Genomic DNA, 21,599 nt, shown 5'->3' on the forward strand with positions numbered 1-21,599 from the left:
CGCATCGGGTTACGATGGAGGCTGAGTCGCGCCTTGCATTTGCTGTTGGTAATACTCATCCATCGAGGTCGGGGCATCGGGAGGCACCACCGTCTCCGTGTCCCGAATGCCTTCCTCGTTCGGCTCACCTCGGCAACCCGAGAAGGCCAACACCATCGCCCCGACGAATCCGATGAGAACGAACCGTCCCGATCCAACAGTGAGCCGCATCGCGAGCCTCCTCGCAGGTACATGAACACGTGTTTGGTAACGTGTTTTGTTAAGATCGCGTGAAAGTTGATCGGCGCGCACAATTCAAACCCTCCTCTCAAGGTTTGAGTGAGGTTTGCCCGCGTGCGCAATCACTTTCTTGACCGGTACGAACGGCAAGCACCCGGACGGGCTCAGCAGGCAGCCCCGGGACAGATGGTGAGTGTCATCAGCGATCGATCCGTACGCAATCGAGGTGATCGATCTGATTGGGACTCAACGCTTAAGTCGTGTTCCCTTGATCGGAAAACACGCAGCACTCGATGGGGAAAACTCGCTGAAACGCGTTCCTCACCCTGGCACGACAGGATACCGTTGCGAATTCAGAAAATGGGGGGATTTGCGAGAATTCGCTCGCGGTAGTGTATCCTGACCGTCAAACCTGTCAAGGACTTTTCACGAAATTCGTGTCATGTTTTGCTCCACTTTCAGACGTCTCTTCGCGACCATGTCACCATTCGAGCTCAATGTCGATGTTTCTGGGTCGCGAGCCTGAGAGCGGGGGACGATTGTGGCCCTGCCTGCGCTCTAGCTGCGTTGCGATCGAGGGGCGCGGGTGAGTTGCATGTGACGGATCGACCAGGTCGCGAGCAGGGCGACCAGCAGTGCGACGCTGAGATGCGCGAACAATCGGGGAAGGGCTGAGGAGGCAAGAGGATGGGTTGTCTTGGCGGTCGGAAAGAGCAAGGCCGCCAGGATTTCGAAGACCACCACTCCGCACACGACTCCCAGACACCCGCCGAAGACGGCTTGTCCCGCACGTCGCCAGCCTCCCGAGGCCAAACCGAGGGCGAGTCCTCCGAAGAAACCGGCGGGTAGCCACATCCCTCCGTGCAAGAGCAAGGGCGTTAACATGTCCTTTGAATAATTAGCCGACGATGCCCGGAAGATCTCGTGAAAGAGTTCCGTCAGCGCATAGGTACTGGCGGCCCCCGCAAGTCCTCCCAGCACGGTGGCAAGGGCCACAGCCGAAACGGTTTGTGACCTTGATCGACCGGCCATCCCGCCTGCCACCCCGAGACAGAGCCCGAGCGCTGCGGCCAGCACTCCATACGCGACCGTCGCCGATCGCGTCGTGGCCTCATTCATCTGCCGTCGTGTTTCGGCCGTGGCGGTTTCGAGCGATTGACGCAAACTGTCGTCCATCTGGAAACCCGGCTTGAAGCCGACGAGCGCCAGTTCTCCTGCTCCCCAGCCCATCAGCGCGGCAACGAGCCCTGCCACCACGACCCATGCCCAGATCCACGGACTTGGCGGCCCAGTCGAAGGATCAGCCCCTCCGCTCGTCTGCTCATTTGCGCAGGAGGGGCTCGACCCACCCAGGGGGGCGGAATCGGATGTGATCGGTTCCATCAATTCATTCTCCGCGCAGGAAACTCTGAGATGCGTTTCGCGATTCTGCGCAGTCTTCCCCGCGGATGATCCTAATCATCCGAGGCAAGCAAGTCCAAAACTCTTCCAAAAAAATCCCAACGATTCCCGAATTGGGGAGACGAGCGATGGCCCGATGGGTACTCGACCGATGCCCTCTTGCGAGGTTGAAGGCCGGCCACATCTGCGTTCAGGCTCCCGAACTGCGGACCTCTCACTCGATGGGCCTTGCTTCCTCGGTTCAGGAAAGCACGTATCCTTCGGCCAAAGATTGAAACTGTCGGATCTGCTCGGCTTGCCAGGCATCATCCCGGCCGAGCTCCTCCGCCAGGACGGCGGCGACCTTCGGGGCGGCGTCGAGGCTCGCTCGGGCGTCGAGCAGCAGGCAGCGGGATCGACGGGCAAGCACGTCTTCGACCTTCCGGGCCATCTCGAAGCGAGCCGCCCAGGCCACCTCGCCCACTCGGGTGGACAGATTCGGGTGCAACGGCTCATCCAATCCGGGTTTCGAGTGCAGCAAGGCCCGCAGTTCGGGAGCATCCGAGCCGTACTCGGCCAGCGAGTCCTCGGCAGGAGCGTCGGTTGCCCCTCGGAGCCGCAGCGAGGCCGTCTTGCACGGCCGTTGCGGCAATTCGCCGACCTTTGCGGCGCGATCGACCGCGTTCGATGCCATGACGCGGTAGGTCGTCCACTTACCGCCGGTAATCGTCACCAGGCCCGAATCGGAGACCAGCACCGAGTGTTCCCGAGAGAGCTTGGCTGTCGATTTGACCCCGGCGTGATCGATCAAGGGCCGAAGTCCGGCGAAGACGCTCCGCACATCCTCCGGTCCGGGCCTCCTGGCCAGATAACGTCCCGCATGATCGAGCATGTAGATCACTTCCTCGGGCGAGGGCTTCGGCTCAATCGGGAGGCCCTCAACTGGCGTATCGGTGGTGCCGAGGATCACCCGATCGAGCCAGGGGATTAGGAAGAGGACTCGCCCGTCATCGGTCTTCGGCACCATCACCGCGGTCGAACCCGGCAAGACCGATCGGTCGAGCATCAGGTGAGACCCTCGGCTCGCCCGGATCATCGGTCGGGCGTCGAGCTGGTCAAGATGGCGGATCGTATCGGCGAAAACCCCTCCGGCATTCACGACCACCCGGGCCTTGATCGACAACGCCTCGCCGGTTTCCTCGTCTCGCGCCTCGACTCCCGAGACCCGGCCGTTCTGGTGGACGATCTTCGTCACGGGAGCCCAGTTCAGGGCCGTCCCTCCCTGATCGAGAACGGTTCGCATCAGGGCGATGGCCAGTCGGGCATCGTCGAACTGACCGTCGTAGTAGAGAATCCCGCCGCGAAGCCCTTCGGTTCGCAAGGTCGGGACACGCTCCTGCGCCTCGCCCGCGCCGATCCATCGCGATCGGCCGAAGCTCCGGCTCCCGGCAAGCAGGTCGTACAGCGTCAATCCGGTGGCATATTGCAAGAGGTCGAACTGGGAATACGTCGGCACCAAGAACGGACTGGCGAAGACCAGATGCGGGGCATTCTCTCTCAGCCTCCCCCGCTCGCGGAGTGCTTCGCGGACCAGCCCCACCTGCCCATTGGCCAGATAGCGCACGCCGCCGTGCACAAGCTTCGTGCTTCGGCTGGATGTCCCCTGCGCGAAGTCTCTGGCTTCAAGGAGCAGGGTCTTGTAGCCGCGAGTGACGGCATCGAGTGCCGTTCCGAGCCCGGTCGATCCTCCTCCCACGACGACCAGATCCCAGGTCGAGCCGTCCCGGATCGCGTCGAGCATCTGGCTGCGCATGGGGTTGCTTCTCCTCGTTGAATAGCGATCGGACCCGGATTCCAGCGCTCGATTCGCCGATCTGCCGATCAAGGCGTTCGATGCCCCGAGTGTGCCCCTTCTCCGGTCCTTCGACCACCCGATTCCCCGCGAGCGGCGGCGATCGCAGCCCGAGCTTTGGCCTCTTCGCGGTCAATCCGGCGGATCATGGCCGAGATCCCGAGGTCCGCCAGCCCCGGTACGATCCGGAAGAAGGCTCCCATGAGCCGAACCGGCCAGACGACCCGACGACGAATTGCCAACCGAGGCCGAGGCGTATCGACCAATCGGATAATCCGCTGAGCCGTCTCGTCGACCGAAGCCGAGAGAATCGCCGGAGGTCGGTCGCGCATGGCGTTGTACACGGTGCCGGGAGGAGCATGATCGACCTGACGTCCCGATTCCTCCCCCAGACGGCCGACCGCGTCGAAAAACTCGGTTTCCACGGGCCCCAACTCGACCATACAGACCCGAACCCCCTGCACTGCCACCTCTCGCCGGAGGGCATCAGACCAGTAGGCCAGACCGGCCTTGGTCGCCCCGTAGGCGCCGAGCATCGGGTTGGGAATTTGCACGATGGCCGATCCGATGGAGATGATGACTCCTTTGGACGCGATTAAATGCGGAAGGGCCAGCCGCGTGAGCATGATCGGCGCATGAAAATTGACCTCGAGCTGCATCCGAAGGTTTGCCGGGTCAGACCGGCCGAAATAGTCGGGCAGGCCGATCCCGGCATTGTTGATCAACGCATCGAGGCGTCCGAAGTACTCGACAGTTCGCGCGACGATCCGGGCCGGGGCGTCGGGATCGGCCAGATCCTCGACAATTACCAGAGCCGAGGCTCCCTGGTCCTGAACCTCCCGAGCCACTTGTTCCAGTCGATCTCCCCGCCGGGCGACGATCGCGAGATGATGACCTCTCCTGGCCAGCGCTCGAGCCATTGCGGCGCCAAGTCCCGACGAGGCCCCGGTGATCAAGACGGTCCTGGGCCTGCTGGTTTCGGCCATCCGATTCTCCCTGCCGATTGCCCCGTCGGGACCGGGCATTGCATCCGTATTGCGGGCACGACCACACCCACCGAGGCGTGCCGATCGCCGTGTCAGCGAAGCCCGGAAAGCAAGCGTCCCAGGTCGCGCGCAAAGGCATCCACGAGCAAGGGCATGTAAACTCGTCTGCGGAGGTGATAATCGGCCTCCAGACAGCGTTCGACCAGCAAATAAACATCTTCGGGTTCAAGCCGATCGGCCAGGGCGGCGGCGGCTCGACGGTCGGACGGGTCGGGAGCCGGCGGATCAAGCCCAGCACCTTGCCAAAGCACCCCTCGGAAAAACCGGGCCAACTCGCCGAAGATCGCGGCGGCTCGGGTGCGCTGGGCGAGGCTCTCCTTGCCCGCATCCTTGATGAACTCCTCCAATCGGCGGGCCAGGTCCGGCGCATCAAACGGCCGGGCGTCGGCCAGTTCGTCGACCAGTCGGCGTCGGAAGCTCGTCAGCTCCGGGTCGGCCAGGCTGAGGGCTCGGGACACGCTCCCCTCGCCGAGCTGAGCGAGCCGGTCGGCCTCACCCGGATCGGCCTCGGGGTCCCGATCGCGGAGGATTGCGGCCAGTTCCTCCTCGGGCAACGGGTCGAACCGCACGACCCGGCAGCGTGAGAGGATCGTATCAAGCTGCAACTCCGATGACGTACCGATGAGGATCAAGACCGCGCCGTCTGGCGGTTCCTCCAGAGTCTTCAGGAAGGCATTGGCCGCTTCCTCATTGAAATGATCGGCATCGTCCACGATGGCCACCTTGCGAGCCCCTCGCATGGGTTTCAGGCTCAGGTCGTGGCAGAGGTCCCGGATGACGGCGATCGGTAGCTCGTGCTTCTCCTCGGGGCGGCCAACCTCGTGCAGGTCGGGATGATCGCCCGAGACCACCTGACGGCACGCCGCGCACTCGCCGCAAGGGTCGAGCAACCCCTCGGCCCTTCGCTCGCAAAACAAAGCCTGGGCCAGCCTCCTTGCGAAGGTCCGCTTCCCGATTCCCTCCGGTCCGACGAACAGCAGCGCATGAGGGAACCGGCCGCTGGACGCCGCCCGGCGCAGGTCCTCCACCACCCGATCATGACCGCGGACCGATCCCCAGGACACGCAGCACCTCTCCTTCGATCCGGTGGGCGACCTCATCCGGCGCCTTCGCGCCGTCAATCACGACGATCGGAGCCGGATAGGACCGGGCCGCCTCAAGAAATCCGTTGCGGACGAGGGTCCGATAGTCCTCCCCTCGGTCCTCGATCCGGTCCCTCGGCCCTCCGGTTCGGGAGCGAGCAACGGCCTCGGGCACGTCGATCAACAGGGTCAGGTCGGGCATCACTCCCCCGGTCGCCGCCTGTCCCACGCTCCAGAGCTCCTCGACCTCCAGCCCCCCGGCATACCCTTGATAGACCACGTTACTGAGGAGATAGCGATCCGACACGACCACTCGCCCCGCTTCCAGAGCAGGGCGAATGACCTGCTCGACCATCTGGGCCCGACTAGCCATGTAAAGCAGCATCTCAGCCCGCATGCTCATCGGAACGCTGGCTCTATCGAGCAAGAGGCTGCGGAGCCGGTCGCCGAGTCGCGTACCGCCGGGATCGCGGCACGAGACGACGCCCAGGCCGAGCCGTTGCAGCGTTTCGGCCAATCGGGCAGCCTGGGTCGACTTGCCTGCGCCGTCGGGCCCTTCCAGACAGAAAAAAAGCCCCTTCGCGACACGAGCGGGGTCCAGGTCGTTCGGGAGCTTGGGGGGAAAAGAAGTGCTCATGCGAAATTCAACCGCTCGCGGCAACCGGGCCGAGGGGGATTGCTCACTCGATCGGACCAGCTCCTCATCGTCCCGGCCCTCGGACCGGCTCGCCGGTGAGCCACTCGTGGGCGTCGGCAAAGAGTTGACGGATCTTGGCGTGGTAAAGCAACCGGGAAATCTCCTCGAAGGTCCCCCAGCGGTGCCAGTGGCCGAACGGGTCGGCCGTGTGCTCGGCCGAGCAGGCCAGCGTTGAGGCGTCGTGCACCTCGACAATGTAATACACGACCGTCTTGAGGACCTTCCGCCCCTGGCGAAGATAGGTGTACGAGAGGCTCCGCTCGAAGCCTTGCCGGAAGCTCCAGTCGCTCAGCGAGGTTTCTTCCTGGAACTCGCGCGCAGCAGTTTGCGTGGTAGTTTCGCCCGGGTCCATGCCCCCTTTGGGAAACTCCCAGCGGGCCCTCGGGTTACGGACCGTGGCCGAGTGGAGCACCAGATACCGCGGGATTCCATCCTCGGCGATCCGGAACGGAATCACGCCGGCGGATCGCTCGAAGAAGGGACTCATGGTCAACGGGATCCGGTCTCATCCGACGACGGCGCGTCGGGATCAGGGCCGTCATCGCCTACGGCCAGCAGTCCCAGGACCATTCCCGGCCAGACCCGATCATCTTCGAAGCCACGAATCTCGGCCAAACGGCCAGAGCACGGCGCGGGAACATCAAAGGTGGCCGGACCAACCAGCACTTCGACCAGACGGTCCCCTTCCCAGACCTCGGCTCCCCGTGCCGCGAACCAGTGGCTGATGATGATCGGCTCGTCCGGGTCGGTCCCCAGATTGGGCAGGACAACTGCCTCCAGGCGCATGACGAACCCTGACTGACGGTCGAGTCAATTCCGCGGGCCGGATTGCGACAGCATCGCCTTACCGTCCCGCGACAGATGCATTGACTCTACCACCGCCGGGGTCGCCTTGCTAGACATCTATGCCAATCGACCGATCCGCCCCCCGATCCGGATCGGCCGTTGACGCTCTTCGGCCGACCCGAGTAAAGTCCTGTTCAACAGCCCGCATGCTGTTCCGTGATCCACCGACACCACAGGATCGAGACGTTCCCGTTGCTTCCGCCCTTGAAGTTCAACAGCGTTTCGTCTCCCCACCAATTCCCGGCCTTGAAGTGCCTGGTTTCTTCGAGTCTGGTCCGAAACTTGCAATGCTTGTCCGGCCTGTTCCTGATGATTTTCCCACGCGTTGTCCGGCGACCGGTGGAACGGGTACCGGAGGGGGCCTGGCGCCCCCGTGATCTCGACCCCGAGGCCCGGGCTCCCTGGGATCTGGTGTTTGCTCAGACACCCTCCCCGATCTCGCTCATCCGCGAGGTCCGTGTGAGCCTGCGATCCCGGTCTCGGATGCCATTTCACGAGCGAGCGTTTCAGGTATGGCCTTGGATCAGGATGCATCCACTCTCGAAGCTCTCCGAGAGGCCCTCGCCGCCGCCAATCAGCGGGCCGATCAGGCGGAACAAGCGCTGGAGGCCCTCTACAGCGGCGCGGCCGATGCCATTATCATCCCGGGACAGGGTTCGCCCCAGGTCTTCATCCGAGAGGGGGCCGACCGTTCTTACCGGGAGATTCTTGACTTGATGGCCCAGGGCGTGGCGGTCTGCGATCTTGAGGGGCGGATTCTTCGGGCCAATCAGGCATTGCTCGACCTGCTTGGCGAGCCGAACGACCGGCTTGTCGGGCGCCGCCTGACCCAGTTCCTCTCCATCGATTCCGACACCGATCTCGACGCCCTCATCGCCGCCTCCCGAGACGGGACCGACCAGGCCGAGCAAGGACACCTCCGGCTCAATTGGTCCGAGGGGCAGCCGCTCCTGGTTCACCTCTGTGCAAGTCGGCTGACCGTCGACGATCTTGACGTGATCGTCGTAACCATCACCGACATGTCGCATCAGCAGCGCGACGAGGAGTTGCTTGCTTCCGAACGCCTGGCCCGATCGATCATCGATCAGGCGGTCGATGCGATTATCGTCTGCGATCCGGCCGGGCTTGTCTTGCGGGCCAGCCGAGAAGCCCACCGTCTTTGCGGCGGCAATCCGTTGCGTCGGCGGTTCGACGAGGCCTTTCCTCTCCAACAGGCCACGCCCGGTGATGTCGGAATCGCGCATCCCGAGGAAGCCGGGCTGGTCGACGGTTTGCCCCTTTCCATCGCCGAGATGCTCGGTGATGAGCCGATCCGGAACCTTGAAGTCACGCTCCGATGCGGTGAGACCCCCGCGGTCCTCCTGCTCAATTCCGGACCGATTCGAGACGAATTCGGCCGACGGCTGGCTTCGATCGTCACCCTGACCGACGTGACCCCCTTGAAGCAGGCCGAGGCCCGCCTGCTCGAAGCCGACCGCCGCAAGGACGAGTTTCTTGCCATGCTCGCCCACGAGCTGCGCAACCCGCTGGCCGCAATGGCCTATGGCGTGGCCTTGCTCCACAACGGCTCCCGCCGGGCACCCTCGGACGAGGACGACGTGCTTCCGATCCTCGAACGCCAGGTCGCTCACATGCGATGGCTGGTTGACGACCTGCTCGATGTCGCCCGGGTCGAGCGCGGCCGGATCGTCTTGCGGAGCCGATCGATTGATCTGGCCCAGGTGGCCGAACAGGCCGTTCGGGTCGTTCAGCCGAACATCTCAGAATTGCAGCATCGGCTGGAGTGTGCCATTCATCCCCGTCCGCTCTGGGTCCTGGCCGACCCGATCCGCCTGGAACAGGTGCTGGTCAACCTCCTGACCAACGCCGCCAAGTACACTCCTTCGGGTGGCCAAATCGCCGTGAGAGGAGGGCTTGATCCCGACCACCCGGGTCAAGTCCGGATCGACGTGATCGACAACGGCGTCGGGCTCGATGCCGAGATGCGCGAGCGGGTCTTCGACCTCTTTGCTCAGGCCGACCGCTCGCTCGACCGCCAGCAGGGAGGGCTCGGCATCGGCCTGACCCTCGTCCGGCGGCTCGTCGAACTGCACCAGGGGACTGTCGAGGTCGCCAGCGAAGGCCCCGGTCAAGGCAGTACCTTCACCGTCCGATTGCCCGCCGCCGAGGCTCCCGAGCCGGTCGACGCCACCTCGCTCCCAACCGATGCCAACCAGGATCAACGTCGCCATGTCCTTCTGGTCGAGGACAACCGTGATATGGCCCGAGCCCTTCAACGCCTGCTCGAAGACCAGGGGCACCGCGTCGATACCGCGTACGATGGTCCCTCGGGCCTGGAGTCGGCCGAACGGCTCGAACCCGAGGTCGTGGTGCTCGACATCGGCCTGCCGGGCCTCGACGGCTTTGAGCTGGCCCGACGCCTCCGCAAGCTCCCCGCGCTGGCCGAAACGCGACTGATTGCCCTCTCCGGTTATGGCGAGCGCAAAGACCGAGAACGGGCGATCGCCGCCGGGATCGATCATCACCTGACCAAGCCGATCGACGTGGCCGATCTCGACCGCCTGATCCGCGTGGCTCCTTCCTCTCCCTCCGGTTCGGCCGTTGAACCATCGAGCATCACCCACCCCTCGTCCTTGCTCCCCGGCCCCGACCGATCACCATCCTCCCCCTCCCCGGTCGCGTCTCACGGAGGAAACGGCACCCCGTCGTACCGGATTTTGCTCATCGAGGATCAGCGAGCCCTCGCCGTCGTCGCCAAGCGGGTGCTGGAACGGCTTGGCCATGTCGTGGAATTGGCCGCCGACGGCCCAACCGCCCTGGATCTTGCCCGCCGTCTCCGCCCGGATCTGGTCCTCTGCGACCTTCATCTCGACGGCCCGATGGACGGTTACGAAATCGCTCGGAGCTTTCGCTCAGACCCGGCCATGGCCGAAACTCCCTTGATCGCCGTCACCGCCCGAGATGGCGACACGATCCGCCGTCGAAGCCTCGACTCCGGATTCGACCTCCATCTAGTCAAGCCGGTCGATTACACTGAGGTGCATCAGTACGTGATCGAGGCCCGCCGCCACTGAGTGAGATCCGACCCCGAACACACCGCCGATGGCGTGTGATGCCGGGGAGTTGGTCTTGCGAGGCGTCGTCTACTCCTCACGTGTGTTCTCTGGTTGCACCGTCAGTATGATTGCGCTTTGCGATCGATCCGAGGTCGAGTCCACTGTTTGCGCTTCGGATCAATGTCCTGGCAAGAGCAGCCGATCGCTCATCGGACCAATCCCTTCTCCGATCCCATTCGATGCAATGGTGCGAGGAGGTCTTTGGCGAAACTCCGGGAGAGGCATCTGGGTAATCCTCCTGGTGTCAGTGATTCCCTTTGTGGTTCGGCTCGGATTCCGATCGGATGGTCCCCGGCAAGGAGCCGACCGTCTCGCTTGGAAGCGGTTCCTAAAGGTGTTCTTCCGTCCCTTCCCCGCACGATTTCGAGGAGAGCGACGTGAGTCTGCGAGTGCTTCGATGGTCTCTGGTGATCCTGATGGTCGGCCCGGTACTGACACCGGCCGCACTCGCCGCCGAGGAAGTCCTCGGGCGAGGCGTCGGTGATCGCGTCCCCAATTTCACCCTCCCCGACGCCCGGACTGGCGATCCCGTGTCGCTGTACGACTTCCGCGGCAAGAAGGCCGCCGTGCTCATCTTCACCGGCATCGACTGCCCGATCGGCGATCTCTACATGCCTCGACTGGTGGCCCTGGCCGAGCGCTATGAGCCAAAGGAGGTCGTCTTCCTGGCGATCAACTCCAACCGCAGCCAGTCGATCGGCGAGATCGTGGCCCAGTCCGACGAGTTCGGCCTCCCTTTCCCCACCCTGAAGGACGAGGGGAACCTCGTTGCCGACCAGCTTCTGGCCGAACGGACCTGTGAAGTGCTCGTCCTCGACGAGAAGGCCATGCTTCGCTACCGAGGAGCGATCGACGACCAGTACGGCCTCGGCTTCGCCCGCGACGAACCAACCCGCGCCTACCTGGCCGACGCCATCGATGCCGTGCTCGACGGCCGACGCCCGGACAGCTCGGCCACCTCGGTCGTCGGTTGCCCGATCGAGCGCGAAGAGGTCCGTGAACAGGTCACCGACCTGATGAGCCTCGACATCGCCGACCGCGTCACCCGCCTCGTCGCCGCCGCCGACCGCGTTCGGCCCCCTTCGGCCGACCTCGAAGCCGCCTGGGCCGAGGTCGCCCCCAACGCCGACGCCCTCATCGATGAGGTCGGCCCCGTCACCTACAGCAAGCACGTCGCCCCGATCATCCAGGCGAAATGCGAAGCCTGCCACCGCCCTGGAGAGGTCGGACCCTTCTCCTTGACGACCTTTGAGGAAGTCGCCCGCCGGACCAACGGCATCCAGGAAGTCGTTGACCTCCGCCGGATGCCCCCCTGGCATGCCGACCCTCGCTTCCCCGTGGACGGCCACTTCGCTAACGACCGCAGCCTGACCCCCGAAGAACGAGCCACGGTCCTCGCCTGGATCGAGCAAGGGGCCCCCGAGGGGGACCCGAGCGACCTGCCCCCGCCCGCCGAATGGCCCGACGGCTGGGTCATCGGCGAGCCGGACATCGTCATCGAAATGCCCAAACCCTACACGATTAAGGCCGAAGGGTTCGAGCGCTATCAGCGCTTCCGGGTCCCCTTGAACTTCGAGAAGGACGTCTGGGTCCAGGCCGCCGAGGCCCGGCCGACCGATCGCGCGGTTGTCCACCACATCATCGCCTACATCATTCCGCCGAACGGAGATCGCGGAGGCCGCGACCGCATTCACCTCTGCGGTTACGCTCCCGGCGAGATGCCCTCCCAGTACCCGACCGGCACCGCCAAGCGCATCCCGGCCGGATCGGATCTGCTCTTCGAGCTGCACTATACCCCCATCGGCAAGGTCCGTATCGACCAGTCGAAGGTTGGCCTCGTGCTGGCCAAGGAGCCGGTCGATCGTGAAGCCGTGACCATCGGCGTGGCCAACCCTCGCTTCGAGATCCCCCCCGGCGCGGGTCCTGACGCGAAGGAGGAGGCCGGCAACTACCCGGTCCGCTCCCGCTTCATCTTCCCCCGAGATGCCGAGCTGATCGCCTTCATGCCGCACATGCACCTGCGCGGCAAGTCGTTCCGCTACTCGGCCACCTATGCCGACGGCACCAGCGAAACCCTGCTCGATGTCCCTGCATACGACTTCAACTGGCAAAGCTATTACTACTTGGATCGGCCCGTGACCTTCCGCGCCGGCGAGCGGCTCGACTGCCTGGCCCATTTCGACAACTCAACGAACAACCCGGTCAACCCCGACCCGACCTCTCCCGTTCGCTGGGGAGATCAAACCTGGGAAGAGATGATGATCGGTTACATCGACGTCGCCTTCCCCCTCTCCCCCGAAGAACGCCCCCAGATTGGCGACGTGGCGACCCTCGGCATCTCCGAGGAGTGACCTGCCGCTTCCGTTCGCGTCGTATCGTCCTGGACGACCGGCCGGGCCTTTGCCTTTGCAACGGCCCGAGCCGGTCGTCTTGCGTTGCCCCCCCGCCGCTCGGGTCGTAGGATTGAGGATCAAGGGAACTCCCAAGGCCCGACCGAACCGGAGGCACGCTCTCCCATGTCCACGGCGACCCCGGCCCACCTGTCCGCGCTCTACGAGCAAGACGAAACCGCCTGGCTCGACGCCAACGCCGCCTTGATCCGTGAGGGGAAGCTCGACGAGGTCGATTTCGCCCACCTGGCGGAGTTTCTTGAAGACATGGCCAAACGAGACCGCCGCGAGGTCAAAACCCGGCTGACCGTTCTCATGGCGCACCTCCTGAAATGGCAATTCCAACCTCAGAAGCGATCGAGAAGCTGGCTGGTCACTCTTTACCACCAGCGCGATGAACTTTCCGATCTCATCGAACACGGCGTTCTCCGGAATCACGCCCTCGACGTCCTTGACATTGCGTATTCCCGAGCCGTGATTCAAGCCGCCGCAGAAACGGAACTCCCCGAATCCGCGTTTCCCACCTCCTGCCCGTACTCGATCGACGCCCTCTTGACCGTTTCGGAATCGGCGGACGATCTCCCATGAGGTGCCGGATCAGAAGGACCGTTGCCCCTCAGGCTCCGCTCGAATCGTAGGCAATCCCCCGTCGTCACAACGAAATCAGATCGTCAGGCTCGCCTCGTCCACGATGCATCCGTATCCGGGAGTCCGATTCATGAGTGCTCGGATTTTGATGATACTTCTGTTCGTCGTGATGCTCGTTGATCCGTCGAAGGCGGCAAGGCTCCAGGACGATCGATCGTTGGCCCAATCTGAAGGGGTTGAGCCGTCAGTTCCACCGGCCTTCACGCCCTATGCGTCGCTCCTCGGCCGCTGGAAAGGTCAGGCCGTTCCGGCCGACAACCCCCTGCGCGGCTGGCGAGAATCGCACGAGTGGTCCTACGCCTTTCAAGGTGGCGAACCGGTTGGCCTGACCCTGACCATTGAGGGGGGCAAGATCCTTGCCTCTGCCCGGATTACCTTTGACGAGGCCTCCGAAACCTACCGCCTGGAAGGGACCGACCCCGAGGGGACGCCGGTCGTCTATGTCGGGACCCGGGACGAGAAGACCAACGCCCTGACGCTCGACCGCTCCGGCCCCGCCGGCGACGATCGCCTGACGATCCGGCCCAACGCCAACGGAATCCGCTCCGACTTCTGGTTCGACCGCAAGGAGCCCGGCTCCCCTCAGTTCGCCCGTCTGGTTCGAGCCAACCTCGGAAAGGAAGGAGAGAACTTCGCCGGAGGAGCCGCCGTCAAGGGACCTGAGTGCATCGTTACGGGAGGGGCGGCCACCATCACAGTTTCGGCCGGTGGCTCGACCTTCGCCGTCTGCTGCTCCGGATGCCGCGATGAGGTCCTCGCCAACCCCGAGAAGTACGCCCGGAAGCTTCGGGCCTCGCTCACCTCCTCGCGGCCGGCCGCCTCCCCTGCTCCGTCGTCGGAGCCGGCCGACACTCCTCAGCCCGACCTTACCGAGACCCCTCCGTCGCCGAAGCCGAAGACGGACGATCCCGCTCCCTCCGACGCCGAAACACGCCGGAAAGCGGCCTCGCTCCTTCGGCTTGGCCAGTCGCTCGAACGCCAGGGAAAGGCCGACGGCGCCCTGACCTTCTACCGTCGAGTCGTCGACGAAGCCCCCGGCACCCCCGAGGCCGCGACCGCCGCGGCCCGGATCAAGGCACTCTCGGGTGACGAGTGAGTTCAGTTGCTGAAGGACGCGTTCGAGCCCCGGACGTGCCCTTCAACTTTCCTTCTTCGTCCTCGATTTGGGCCTCGGCTTGGACTTCGACGTCGAGGTGCCCTTCGAAGATCGGGACCGTTGGGTGTTGGGGGGGGAGTCCTCCTCGGCCTTGGCTTCGGCCTGGACTTCGGCTTCAGCTTCCGCCTCGGCCTGGGCCTTCAGGGCGGCGCGGCGGGCGCGGGCCTTGGCGTGTTCCCGGGCTTCGAGTTCGTCGAGGATCTCCTCGGCCGGGGTGACTCGGATGTCGAGGCCGATCCGGGTGGTTCGGATCTTCCAGTCCTCTCGGTTCCAGCCGTCGATGATGCCGGAGGCTTCGAGCCGGTCGAACATCTGCTCGACGTAGGCCGGCACGCGGTCTTCGTACTCAGTGACGAGGTCGAGCTTTCGGCCGAAGAGGTTGAGGATACCTCGGAGCGTGGCCGGGCCGTGGCTCTGAATCCGCCGTTGGCCTTCGGGGCTGGCCGGGTCGGGGCCGTCGAAGGTCAATTGCATCGACCGCAAGAGCTTGCCGAACTGGCTGAACCAGGACTTGCCGAAGCCGAAGTACTCCTTGTGGACGATCCGGAGTTCGTCGTCGTGCACGATCGCGGCCTGGTAGACGGCTTCGAGGTAGTTCTCGCCGTAGTCGGTCTGGAAGGCGATGTTGACCCCCTTGGCCAGGTGCTGCAAGGCGGCGGGAAGTCCGACGGTTCGGGGATCGACGCTCATCCCCACGTCGCGTAGCCCCCCAGCCTTGCGGGCGGTGATCGTTCCCCCTCCCGCTTCGGCCGACGCGGCGATGGCGACATTGACCTCGTCGTTGTCTCGGGGGGCGTTGACCGGCGGCGTCGGCGCCATGTCGGTTCGGGACCGCCGCGCTGTTCGGGCCGCGGCGGCCCCGGACGAAGGATCGGCTGTGGGGGGGCTGTCGGTTGCGGGATCGTTCGATCGAGTGCGGGCCATCGGTCCGGCTCCGGTCAGCGGGGGGCGGTTTGGTCCGAGAGCGTCCCCATGACGCTCGGAGGTGATTGTCCTAGGCTATGAGAACGGTGAGAGGCATTCCAGGGTGCCCCCGGTGTCACCATCGAGATGGTTGGCCCGTATGAAGAATGAGAGTCGATTGCGATCGCCGCCAGGGACGTGCCAGCCTTGAGATGACCATGCCCGGACGCCTTCTCGCTCTCGGAGACATTCACGGCTACCCGGCCCCGCTCGACGCCCTGGTCGAGGCCGCTCAGATTGGGCCGGACGATACCCTGGTGACCCTCGGCGATTATGTCGACCGAGGACCCAACAGCCGCCGGGTCATCGACCGCCTGATCGCCCTCGAATCCCGCTGCCGGCTCGTGGCCCTGCGCGGCAACCACGACCTCATGTTCACCGAGGCGCTGAACATCCTCGACGAAGATTCGACGCGGTTCGCCGAGTTCTGGAATGAGCCCTTGTTGCGGATCTGGGCCCAGTGTGGAGGGTTCGATACGATCGAGTCGTACGGGTCGCTGGAGGAGGTCCCGCCGGAACACCGCGCGTTTCTCGACCGGCTGGTCAACTGGCACGAGACGGACAACCTGCTGTTCATGCATGCCAACTACGACCCGCTGTTGCCGATGGCCAGCCAGCCCTCAGACCTGCTCTACTGGACCTCGCTGCACCACTCGGTCCCCGACCGGCACCACTCGGGAAAGACGGCGATCGTGGGCCACTCCTCACAGAAGGACGGCGAGGTGCTCGACCTGGGCCATGTGATTTGCATCGATACCTACTGTTATGGCGGGGGATGGCTGACCTTGATGGATCTGCACTCCGGCCAGCTCTGGCAGGCCGACCGCCGGGGACAGCTGCGGACCGTTCCGGCCACCTGAGCGGGGTGAGGCGAGGTGGATCGGCATCTGCTTAAATGTGCTCGCCGATGAGCACGGGCATGCGCTGGCTGCGGGTCATGATGTGGTAGTAGTGGGTGGCCGGCTCGCAGATCATGTAGGCCACGGCGAACCCGCGCTCGTCGGGGACGAGGATGCCGCGGACCCCCTGGCGGATGCGGAACCAGACCCCCTGCTCCAGGCCGAGCGTGGCGGGGATGTCCACCAGCACCGGCTCGACGTGCCGCCAGCCGCCCGACTCGACCGTCTCCCGCCAGGTCCAGCCGGTTCGGGGGAGGAAGCGGCTCCGCCCTCGGGCGTTACCCCAGCGGACAATCTGCAGGCGGCCATCGCGCCAGATGGGCAAGCGGGGATCGCGGTCGCGGAAGAGGAACTGGACCTCACGCTCCCCCCCACGTTCATGGGCTCGACGCTCCAGCCGATGCCGCCCGATCAAGTCCGTGGGCAGTTCGCTCCATGCCAGGGCAATCCCGACACACATCGCCAGTGACGAGGGTCCTCGCGGAGTCCTTCCGGGCGGCCCACATCCACCGGCGGTGCGGGGCCGATCCAATCGACCCCGTGATGATCGCATGAACAGGAGGGCGTGTCCAGGGGGTTCCGCCGAATCGCTCAGCGGCCGGCCTCCTCGATCACCTCCTCCGAAACGTAGATCGGCGCATCGACGGTCACGGCCACGGCGATCGCGTCGCTCGGCCGGCTATCGACCTCGATCAGCTCTCCTTCGTGGCGGATGCGAAGCTGGGCGAAGTAGGTGTGATCGCGAAGATCGTTGATATAAATATCCTGGATCTCGCCCCCCAGTTGCTCGACCGCCTTGGCCAGGAGGTCGTGGGTCAAGGGGCGAGGGGGAACGATTCCCCGGACGCGGCGGTCGATGCTCGTCGCCTCAAAGATGCCGATGACGATCGGAAAGGTCCGATCGCCGCCGACCTCCTTGAGGTAGATGATCTGCTGCTCGCCGGTTTCGCTGATGATGATGCGCGACAGCGCCATCTGAACGGCCACGGCAAATGCCCCGTTTGGCCTGTGCGGGTGGGTTGGGTCAACGTCGGACCCTGACCGCCGCGTGTCCCAATCCGTTCCAGGTCGATGATACGGGCGCTCCCCGCGCCGGTCAACGAGGAGGCTCGCGGAGCTGTCGGCGATCATGACGCACTTCCCAGCTCGGCCATCCGAGCGACGAGCGCCGCGTGCTGCGCCTCCAGCTCGGTCAGGCGGGTACGCTGCTGCTCGACCACCTCGGCTGGGGCTCGCTCGACGAACGAGGCGTTGCGGAGCTTCGATCGGATACCGCCAAGCTGCTTCTCCAGGTCGGCCTTCGCCTTGGAGAGCTTGGCCAGCTCGGCCTTCGGGTCGATGAGACCGGCCAGAGGGAGGATGATCTCGGCGTCTGCCAGGACAGTGACGGCACTCTCACCCGGACGATCGGCCGAGGGGGCGACCGTCACCGATCCGGCCCCGACGAGTGATTGAATGTACGAGCTGCCTCGCGTCAGGGCCTCCGCCGCGCGGCCCTGGGCGATCAGAATCGGCTCGATTTTCGCGTTCTTCGGCACGTCGCGCTCGGCGCGAAGATTCCGCAAGGCGGCAATCTTCTCCTGCCACTGGGCGATGTCGTACTCGGCCTCGGGGTCGTTCCAGGAGTCGGGATACGACGGCCAGGGGGCGATGCAAACGCTCTCGCTCGCCTCGGTCGGCTCGGGCAGGCCGCGGGCCTTCGCCACGCCGCCGAGAGCCTGCCAGACCGATTCGGTGACGAAGGGCATGACCGGGTGGAGCAATCGGCAGAGGCCGTCGAGGACGGTTGCCAGCACGCGCTGGGCGGCGGGCCTGGTGGCCTCGTCGCGGAGGCGGTTCTTGATGAACTCGACGTACCAGTCGCAGAACTCGTTCCAGGTGAAGTCGCGGAGCCCCTTGGCCAGGTCGGCGAAGCGGAAGGCGTCGAGCTGGGCGGTGGCGTCGGCGGCGGCGCGGCGGAGAAGGCTGAGGATCCAGCGGTCCTCGACCGCCAGGTCTTCGGGCCGAACCGGGCCGGGCGTGTAGCCTTCCAGGTTCATCAGGGCGAAGCGGGCGGCGTTCCAGAACTTGTTGGGGAAGGTGCGCCCCTCCTCGAACTTCTTCGAGGTGTTGACGAGCTGCTCTTTCGGCATGTCCTTCGCCATTTCGGGCGGGACGAACTCGATCGGCTGGCCGGGGGCCTTGCGGGTGGCGATGCGTCCCTGATCGTCGGTGACGCGCTCGACGGGCATCCGCAGGTCCTGGGTCTCGGTCGCCGAGGAGGCGAGGGTGAACCGCAGGGCGTCGGCACCGTAGGTCTCGATGATGTCGACCGGATCGACACCGTTACCGAGCGACTTGGACATCCGCTTGCCGTCGCCGTCCTGGATCACGGAATGGATGTAGACGTCCTTGAACGGCACGTCCCCCATGTTGAACTGGCCGAAGATGACCATGCGGGCGACCCAGAGGGTGATGATATCTCGGGCCGTCGAGAGGACGCTGGTCGGGTAGTACTTCTTCAGTTCCGGCGTCTGCTCGGGCCAGCCGAGGGTCGAGTGGGGCCACAACGCGGAACTGAACCAGGTGTCGAGGACGTCGGGGTCCTGCTCCAGATCCTGGAAAGCGAAGCCGGGCAACTGCTTCGGGTCCAGGTCGTTCAACGCGCAGATGAGCCAGCCGCCGGACTCGGTCTCGCGCCAGCAGACGTCGTTCCGGCCAGCGAAGGCTCGCTTCAGGTCGCCCTCGGTGCAAGTGTAGCTCCCGACGTGCCAGATGGGGATGCGGTGGCCCCACCAGAGCTGTCGGCTGATGCACCAGTCGCGCTTCTCGCCGAGCCAGTCGAGGTAGCTCTTGGCGTAGCGCTCGGGGTGGATCTTGAGCCGGCCGGAGGTGACGGCGTCCATCGCCTGCTGGGCGAACCCGGGGGAGCCGTCCTCGTCGTCGGCCATGCGGACGAACCACTGATCGGAGAGGTACGGCTCGATCGGGGTCTTCGAGCGGTCGGAGTAGCCGACGCGGTTGGTGTAAGGCTCGGTCTTGACGAGTAAGCCCTGGGCTTCAAGGTCAGCGACGACGCGCTTGCGGACTTCGCGGCGGTCGAGGCCGGCGTAGGCGTTGGCGTTCTCGTTGTAGGTGCCGTCGGGGTTGAGCAGGTTGACCATCGGCAGGTTGTGCCGCAGGCCGGTCTGGTAGTCGTTCGGGTCGTGCGCGGGGGTGACCTTGACGCAGCCGGTGCCGAACTTGGGATCGACGAGGATCGGGTCGGCGATGATCGGGATTTGCATGCCGGTGAGCGGCAGGTCGACCGTCTTGCCGATCAGGTGTTTGTAGCGCTCGTCCTCGGGGTGGACGGCGACGGCGGTGTCACCCAGCATCGTCTCGGGGCGGGTGGTGGAAACCTGGAGGAACTCGGAGTCGGACCCGGTGACGGGGTATCGGATCGTCCAGAGGTGCCCGTCGGTCTCCTTGTACTCGATCTCATCGTCGGCGACGGCGGTGCGGAGCTGGGTGTCCCAGTTGACCAGCCGCTTGCCGCGGAAGATCTTGCCCTCCTGGAACAGGCGGAAGAAGGTGGTACGGACGGCTCGGGCGCAGACGTCATCCAGCGTAAACCGGGTACGCGACCAGTCGCAGGAGCAGCCCATCAGGCGGAGCTGGCCGAGGATGCGGGCCTCGTACTCGTGCTTCCAGGCCCAGATGCGGGAGACGAGAGCCTCGCGGCCGATGTCGTGGCGGGTCTTGTGCTCCTCGGTGAAGAGGCGCTTCTCGACGACGGCTTGGGTGGCGATGCCGGCGTGGTCGGTGCCGGGCATCCAGAGGGTGTCATACCCTTGCATCCGTCGCCAGCGGATGAGGATGTCCTGAAGCGTGTTGTTCAGGGCATGGCCGAGGTGCAGGGCGCCGGTGACGTTCGGCGGGGGAATGACGATCGTATACGGGGGCGCATCGCGGCCGGGGTCGGCCTGGAAATAGTTCCGCTCGACCCAGAAGGGATACCAGCGAGCCTGGGCGTCCTGGGGGTCGTACTGCTTCGGGAGTTGCTCGGCGATACTCATGGACGGTCGAGGGGGTTCCAGGCGAAGAAGCGGTCGCGCCGTTGGCGACCGGCGGTCAATCAAGAAGCTCGAAGACGGTTCAATCAGAGTGCGGTGCGCCCGTTCGGTGCGCGTTCGGTGCGCTGGGGACACGGCCGGACAGCATAGCGGAAGTCGTTTGCGGAAAACGGGTTGAAGAACGAGGGGCGTGCGCGGAATGGGTTCGTTTCGTCAGGCGCCTCGGCGGCGATGATTCCAGACGCGGAGCGAGGGGAATGGGTTCGTTTCGTCAGGCAGGCGGTTGAGCGGTCGGATCGGGGTACGGTGCGCGGTCGGTGCGCCTGAGGTGCGCGGCCCGGTGCGCTGGAAATCGCAAGGAGAACGGGGCGTAAGTTCTTTTTGAATTTGCGTTTGCGAGAATCGGTTTCGGTTCGTTTCGTCGTCGGGAGGGGAAGGGCGTCGTTCCGGTTTCCGTCACGATTGGTGGACGGATGCGGGGACCGTGCCCGCCCAGGGCCCAGTCCTGGTGACTGGTGGCGGAAGTCGCATCGCTTGCCCTCACCAATGGTGGGTTTTTTCCCGGTTAGCCCCGGTTGCTCGCCAACCGGGGCGGCGCGGCCTCCCGTCGAAATTGGTGGGATCTGGGTGCCCCGGGTTCCGCGCAGCGGACCCCGGGCCGGGGGGCGGCAGGCCCATGCGGCTCCGCCCGGGGTCCGCTGTGCGGAACCCGGGGCACCCGCCAAAAAACCGTGAACCCACCGATGAAGACTGGAAGCGGCACTACGAAACGCGTTGCTGTGCGACCCCGGTTGCCTGAAACCGGGGTTACCCGAGGTCGAGAGGGTTGATCGAGGCGGGGTGCGCGGTTGGTGCGCCTGGGGTGCGCGGCCCGGTGCGCCAACAATCGGGAGGGGGGCGAAACGGAAAGCTTTGAGGATGTCGGGGTTATGCGAGGATCGTCCGGTTCGTTTCGTCAGGAGTGCGCGCAGCAGTTGCGATCGTCTCTCCCAGAAGCCTGGCCCGGCGGGGAAGAGGGGCGCGACGCTCGGCTCACCTCGACGCGAAGCGGGAGCGAGGGGGCTCAAAGGAGGGCCAGGGATCCATGGGTCCATGATTGCGTTCGGCCGAGAGCGGGTCATGGTGGACATCGAGAGGGTTTGGCTGCGCGGTCCAAGGGGGTTGGGGTGTTGGTTCGAGGTCGGAGGCGGAGATTCCAATCGTTGCTGTTTTGAGAAGAGGGCCGGACGAGTGGTTCGAGGGCCGCGGTTTGCCGATTGCTCGAATCACAA

The 21,599-nt window shown here is 65.0% G+C and carries 17 protein-coding genes; 5 read left to right on the plus strand and 12 right to left on the minus strand.

Annotated features, from left to right (window positions below; translation table 11 throughout):
• Window positions 1-9 precede the first annotated feature (9 nt).
• From HG800_RS08630 to HG800_RS08665, 8 genes are all read right to left on the minus strand, one after another.
• Complete coding sequence (locus tag HG800_RS08630; protein ID WP_169975834.1) at window positions 10-210, minus strand: hypothetical protein; 201 nt, start codon at window positions 208-210, stop codon at window positions 10-12.
• 567 nt (window positions 211-777) lie between these two features.
• The gene (locus tag HG800_RS08635; RefSeq protein WP_169975836.1) at window positions 778-1,602 is read right to left on the minus strand and encodes a hypothetical protein; all 825 of its coding nucleotides are present in this window, start codon (window positions 1,600-1,602) and stop codon (window positions 778-780) included.
• A gap of 259 nt (window positions 1,603-1,861) precedes the next feature.
• Window positions 1,862-3,412, minus strand: a complete 1,551-nt coding sequence (locus HG800_RS08640; RefSeq protein ID WP_169975838.1) for a glycerol-3-phosphate dehydrogenase/oxidase — start codon at window positions 3,410-3,412, stop codon at window positions 1,862-1,864.
• A 68-nt stretch (window positions 3,413-3,480) separates the two neighbouring features.
• Entirely contained in the window at window positions 3,481-4,437 is a 957-nt protein-coding gene (locus HG800_RS08645) for an SDR family NAD(P)-dependent oxidoreductase (RefSeq protein ID WP_169975840.1), read from the minus strand.
• A gap of 92 nt (window positions 4,438-4,529) precedes the next feature.
• Complete coding sequence (gene holB / locus HG800_RS08650) at window positions 4,530-5,561, minus strand: DNA polymerase III subunit delta' (protein WP_169975842.1); 1,032 nt, start codon at window positions 5,559-5,561, stop codon at window positions 4,530-4,532.
• On the minus strand, window positions 5,533-6,216 hold the full coding sequence (tmk, locus tag HG800_RS08655) for a dTMP kinase (RefSeq protein ID WP_169975844.1): 684 nt from the start codon (window positions 6,214-6,216) through the stop codon (window positions 5,533-5,535). Before tmk ends, holB begins: the two co-directional genes overlap by 29 nt.
• Window positions 6,217-6,280: 64 nt before the next feature.
• Window positions 6,281-6,763 (minus strand): bis(5'-nucleosyl)-tetraphosphatase, encoded by a 483-nt coding sequence (locus HG800_RS08660; RefSeq protein WP_169975846.1) that lies wholly within the window; start codon window positions 6,761-6,763, stop codon window positions 6,281-6,283.
• Window positions 6,764-6,765: 2 nt separating this feature from the next.
• Window positions 6,766-7,062 (minus strand): biotin/lipoyl-containing protein, encoded by a 297-nt coding sequence (locus HG800_RS08665; protein ID WP_169975848.1) that lies wholly within the window; start codon window positions 7,060-7,062, stop codon window positions 6,766-6,768.
• A gap of 572 nt (window positions 7,063-7,634) precedes the next feature.
• Between HG800_RS08665 and HG800_RS08670 the strand changes: the two genes are divergently transcribed.
• The 4 genes from HG800_RS08670 (at window position 7,635) to HG800_RS08685 (ending at window position 14,372) form a co-directional block, all read left to right on the plus strand.
• On the plus strand, window positions 7,635-10,196 hold the full coding sequence (locus tag HG800_RS08670; protein WP_169975850.1) for a response regulator: 2,562 nt from the start codon (window positions 7,635-7,637) through the stop codon (window positions 10,194-10,196).
• A gap of 419 nt (window positions 10,197-10,615) precedes the next feature.
• Window positions 10,616-12,589: a redoxin domain-containing protein gene (locus HG800_RS08675; protein WP_315852000.1), complete on the plus strand. Its 1,974-nt coding sequence runs from the start codon at window positions 10,616-10,618 to the stop codon at window positions 12,587-12,589.
• A 165-nt stretch (window positions 12,590-12,754) separates the two neighbouring features.
• Window positions 12,755-13,216, plus strand: coding sequence for a DUF29 domain-containing protein (locus HG800_RS08680; protein WP_206352183.1), 462 nt, complete (start codon window positions 12,755-12,757; stop codon window positions 13,214-13,216).
• A gap of 130 nt (window positions 13,217-13,346) precedes the next feature.
• Window positions 13,347-14,372: a tetratricopeptide repeat protein gene (locus HG800_RS08685; RefSeq protein WP_169975870.1), complete on the plus strand. Its 1,026-nt coding sequence runs from the start codon at window positions 13,347-13,349 to the stop codon at window positions 14,370-14,372.
• A gap of 42 nt (window positions 14,373-14,414) precedes the next feature.
• Here HG800_RS08685 and HG800_RS08690 read toward each other — a convergent pair whose 3' ends face one another.
• Complete coding sequence (locus tag HG800_RS08690; protein ID WP_169975872.1) at window positions 14,415-15,356, minus strand: hypothetical protein; 942 nt, start codon at window positions 15,354-15,356, stop codon at window positions 14,415-14,417.
• A 197-nt stretch (window positions 15,357-15,553) separates the two neighbouring features.
• Between HG800_RS08690 and HG800_RS08695 the strand changes: the two genes are divergently transcribed.
• Entirely contained in the window at window positions 15,554-16,255 is a 702-nt protein-coding gene (locus HG800_RS08695; protein ID WP_169975874.1) for a metallophosphoesterase family protein, read from the plus strand.
• Window positions 16,256-16,286: 31 nt separating this feature from the next.
• Here HG800_RS08695 and HG800_RS08700 read toward each other — a convergent pair whose 3' ends face one another.
• The 3 genes from HG800_RS08700 to HG800_RS08710 all read right to left on the minus strand — a co-directional run bounded on the left by HG800_RS08700 (window position 16,287) and on the right by HG800_RS08710 (window position 20,331).
• Window positions 16,287-16,754 (minus strand): hypothetical protein, encoded by a 468-nt coding sequence (locus HG800_RS08700; RefSeq protein WP_169975876.1) that lies wholly within the window; start codon window positions 16,752-16,754, stop codon window positions 16,287-16,289.
• A 131-nt stretch (window positions 16,755-16,885) separates the two neighbouring features.
• Complete coding sequence (locus HG800_RS08705; RefSeq protein WP_169975878.1) at window positions 16,886-17,281, minus strand: bifunctional nuclease family protein; 396 nt, start codon at window positions 17,279-17,281, stop codon at window positions 16,886-16,888.
• A 140-nt stretch (window positions 17,282-17,421) separates the two neighbouring features.
• Window positions 17,422-20,331, minus strand: coding sequence for a valine--tRNA ligase (locus HG800_RS08710; protein ID WP_169975887.1), 2,910 nt, complete (start codon window positions 20,329-20,331; stop codon window positions 17,422-17,424).
• Window positions 20,332-21,599 lie beyond the last annotated feature (1,268 nt).

This window comes from Tautonia rosea (genome assembly GCF_012958305.1).
Taxonomy (GTDB): domain Bacteria; phylum Planctomycetota; class Planctomycetia; order Isosphaerales; family Isosphaeraceae; genus Tautonia; species Tautonia rosea.

Excerpts from the sequence above, each read along its gene's own strand:
- HG800_RS08635 (WP_169975836.1), bottom strand. The coding sequence starts at position 1,602 with ATGGAACCGATCACATCCGATTCCGCCCCCCTGGGTGGGTCGAGCCCC.
- HG800_RS08670 (WP_169975850.1), top strand. The coding sequence starts at position 7,635 with ATGGCCTTGGATCAGGATGCATCCACTCTCGAAGCTCTCCGAGAGGCC.
- tmk (WP_169975844.1), bottom strand. The coding sequence starts at position 6,216 with ATGAGCACTTCTTTTCCCCCCAAGCTCCCGAACGACCTGGACCCCGCT.
- HG800_RS08680 (WP_206352183.1), top strand. The coding sequence starts at position 12,755 with ATGTCCACGGCGACCCCGGCCCACCTGTCCGCGCTCTACGAGCAAGAC.
- HG800_RS08695 (WP_169975874.1), top strand. The coding sequence starts at position 15,554 with ATGCCCGGACGCCTTCTCGCTCTCGGAGACATTCACGGCTACCCGGCC.
- HG800_RS08665 (WP_169975848.1), bottom strand. The coding sequence starts at position 7,062 with ATGCGCCTGGAGGCAGTTGTCCTGCCCAATCTGGGGACCGACCCGGAC.
- HG800_RS08685 (WP_169975870.1), top strand. The coding sequence starts at position 13,347 with ATGAGTGCTCGGATTTTGATGATACTTCTGTTCGTCGTGATGCTCGTT.
- HG800_RS08645 (WP_169975840.1), bottom strand. The coding sequence starts at position 4,437 with ATGGCCGAAACCAGCAGGCCCAGGACCGTCTTGATCACCGGGGCCTCG.
- HG800_RS08690 (WP_169975872.1), bottom strand. The coding sequence starts at position 15,356 with ATGGCCCGCACTCGATCGAACGATCCCGCAACCGACAGCCCCCCCACA.
- HG800_RS08630 (WP_169975834.1), bottom strand. The coding sequence starts at position 210 with ATGCGGCTCACTGTTGGATCGGGACGGTTCGTTCTCATCGGATTCGTC.
- HG800_RS08710 (WP_169975887.1), bottom strand. The coding sequence starts at position 20,331 with ATGAGTATCGCCGAGCAACTCCCGAAGCAGTACGACCCCCAGGACGCC.
- HG800_RS08640 (WP_169975838.1), bottom strand. The coding sequence starts at position 3,412 with ATGCGCAGCCAGATGCTCGACGCGATCCGGGACGGCTCGACCTGGGAT.
- HG800_RS08660 (WP_169975846.1), bottom strand. The coding sequence starts at position 6,763 with ATGAGTCCCTTCTTCGAGCGATCCGCCGGCGTGATTCCGTTCCGGATC.
- HG800_RS08700 (WP_169975876.1), bottom strand. The coding sequence starts at position 16,754 with ATGTGTGTCGGGATTGCCCTGGCATGGAGCGAACTGCCCACGGACTTG.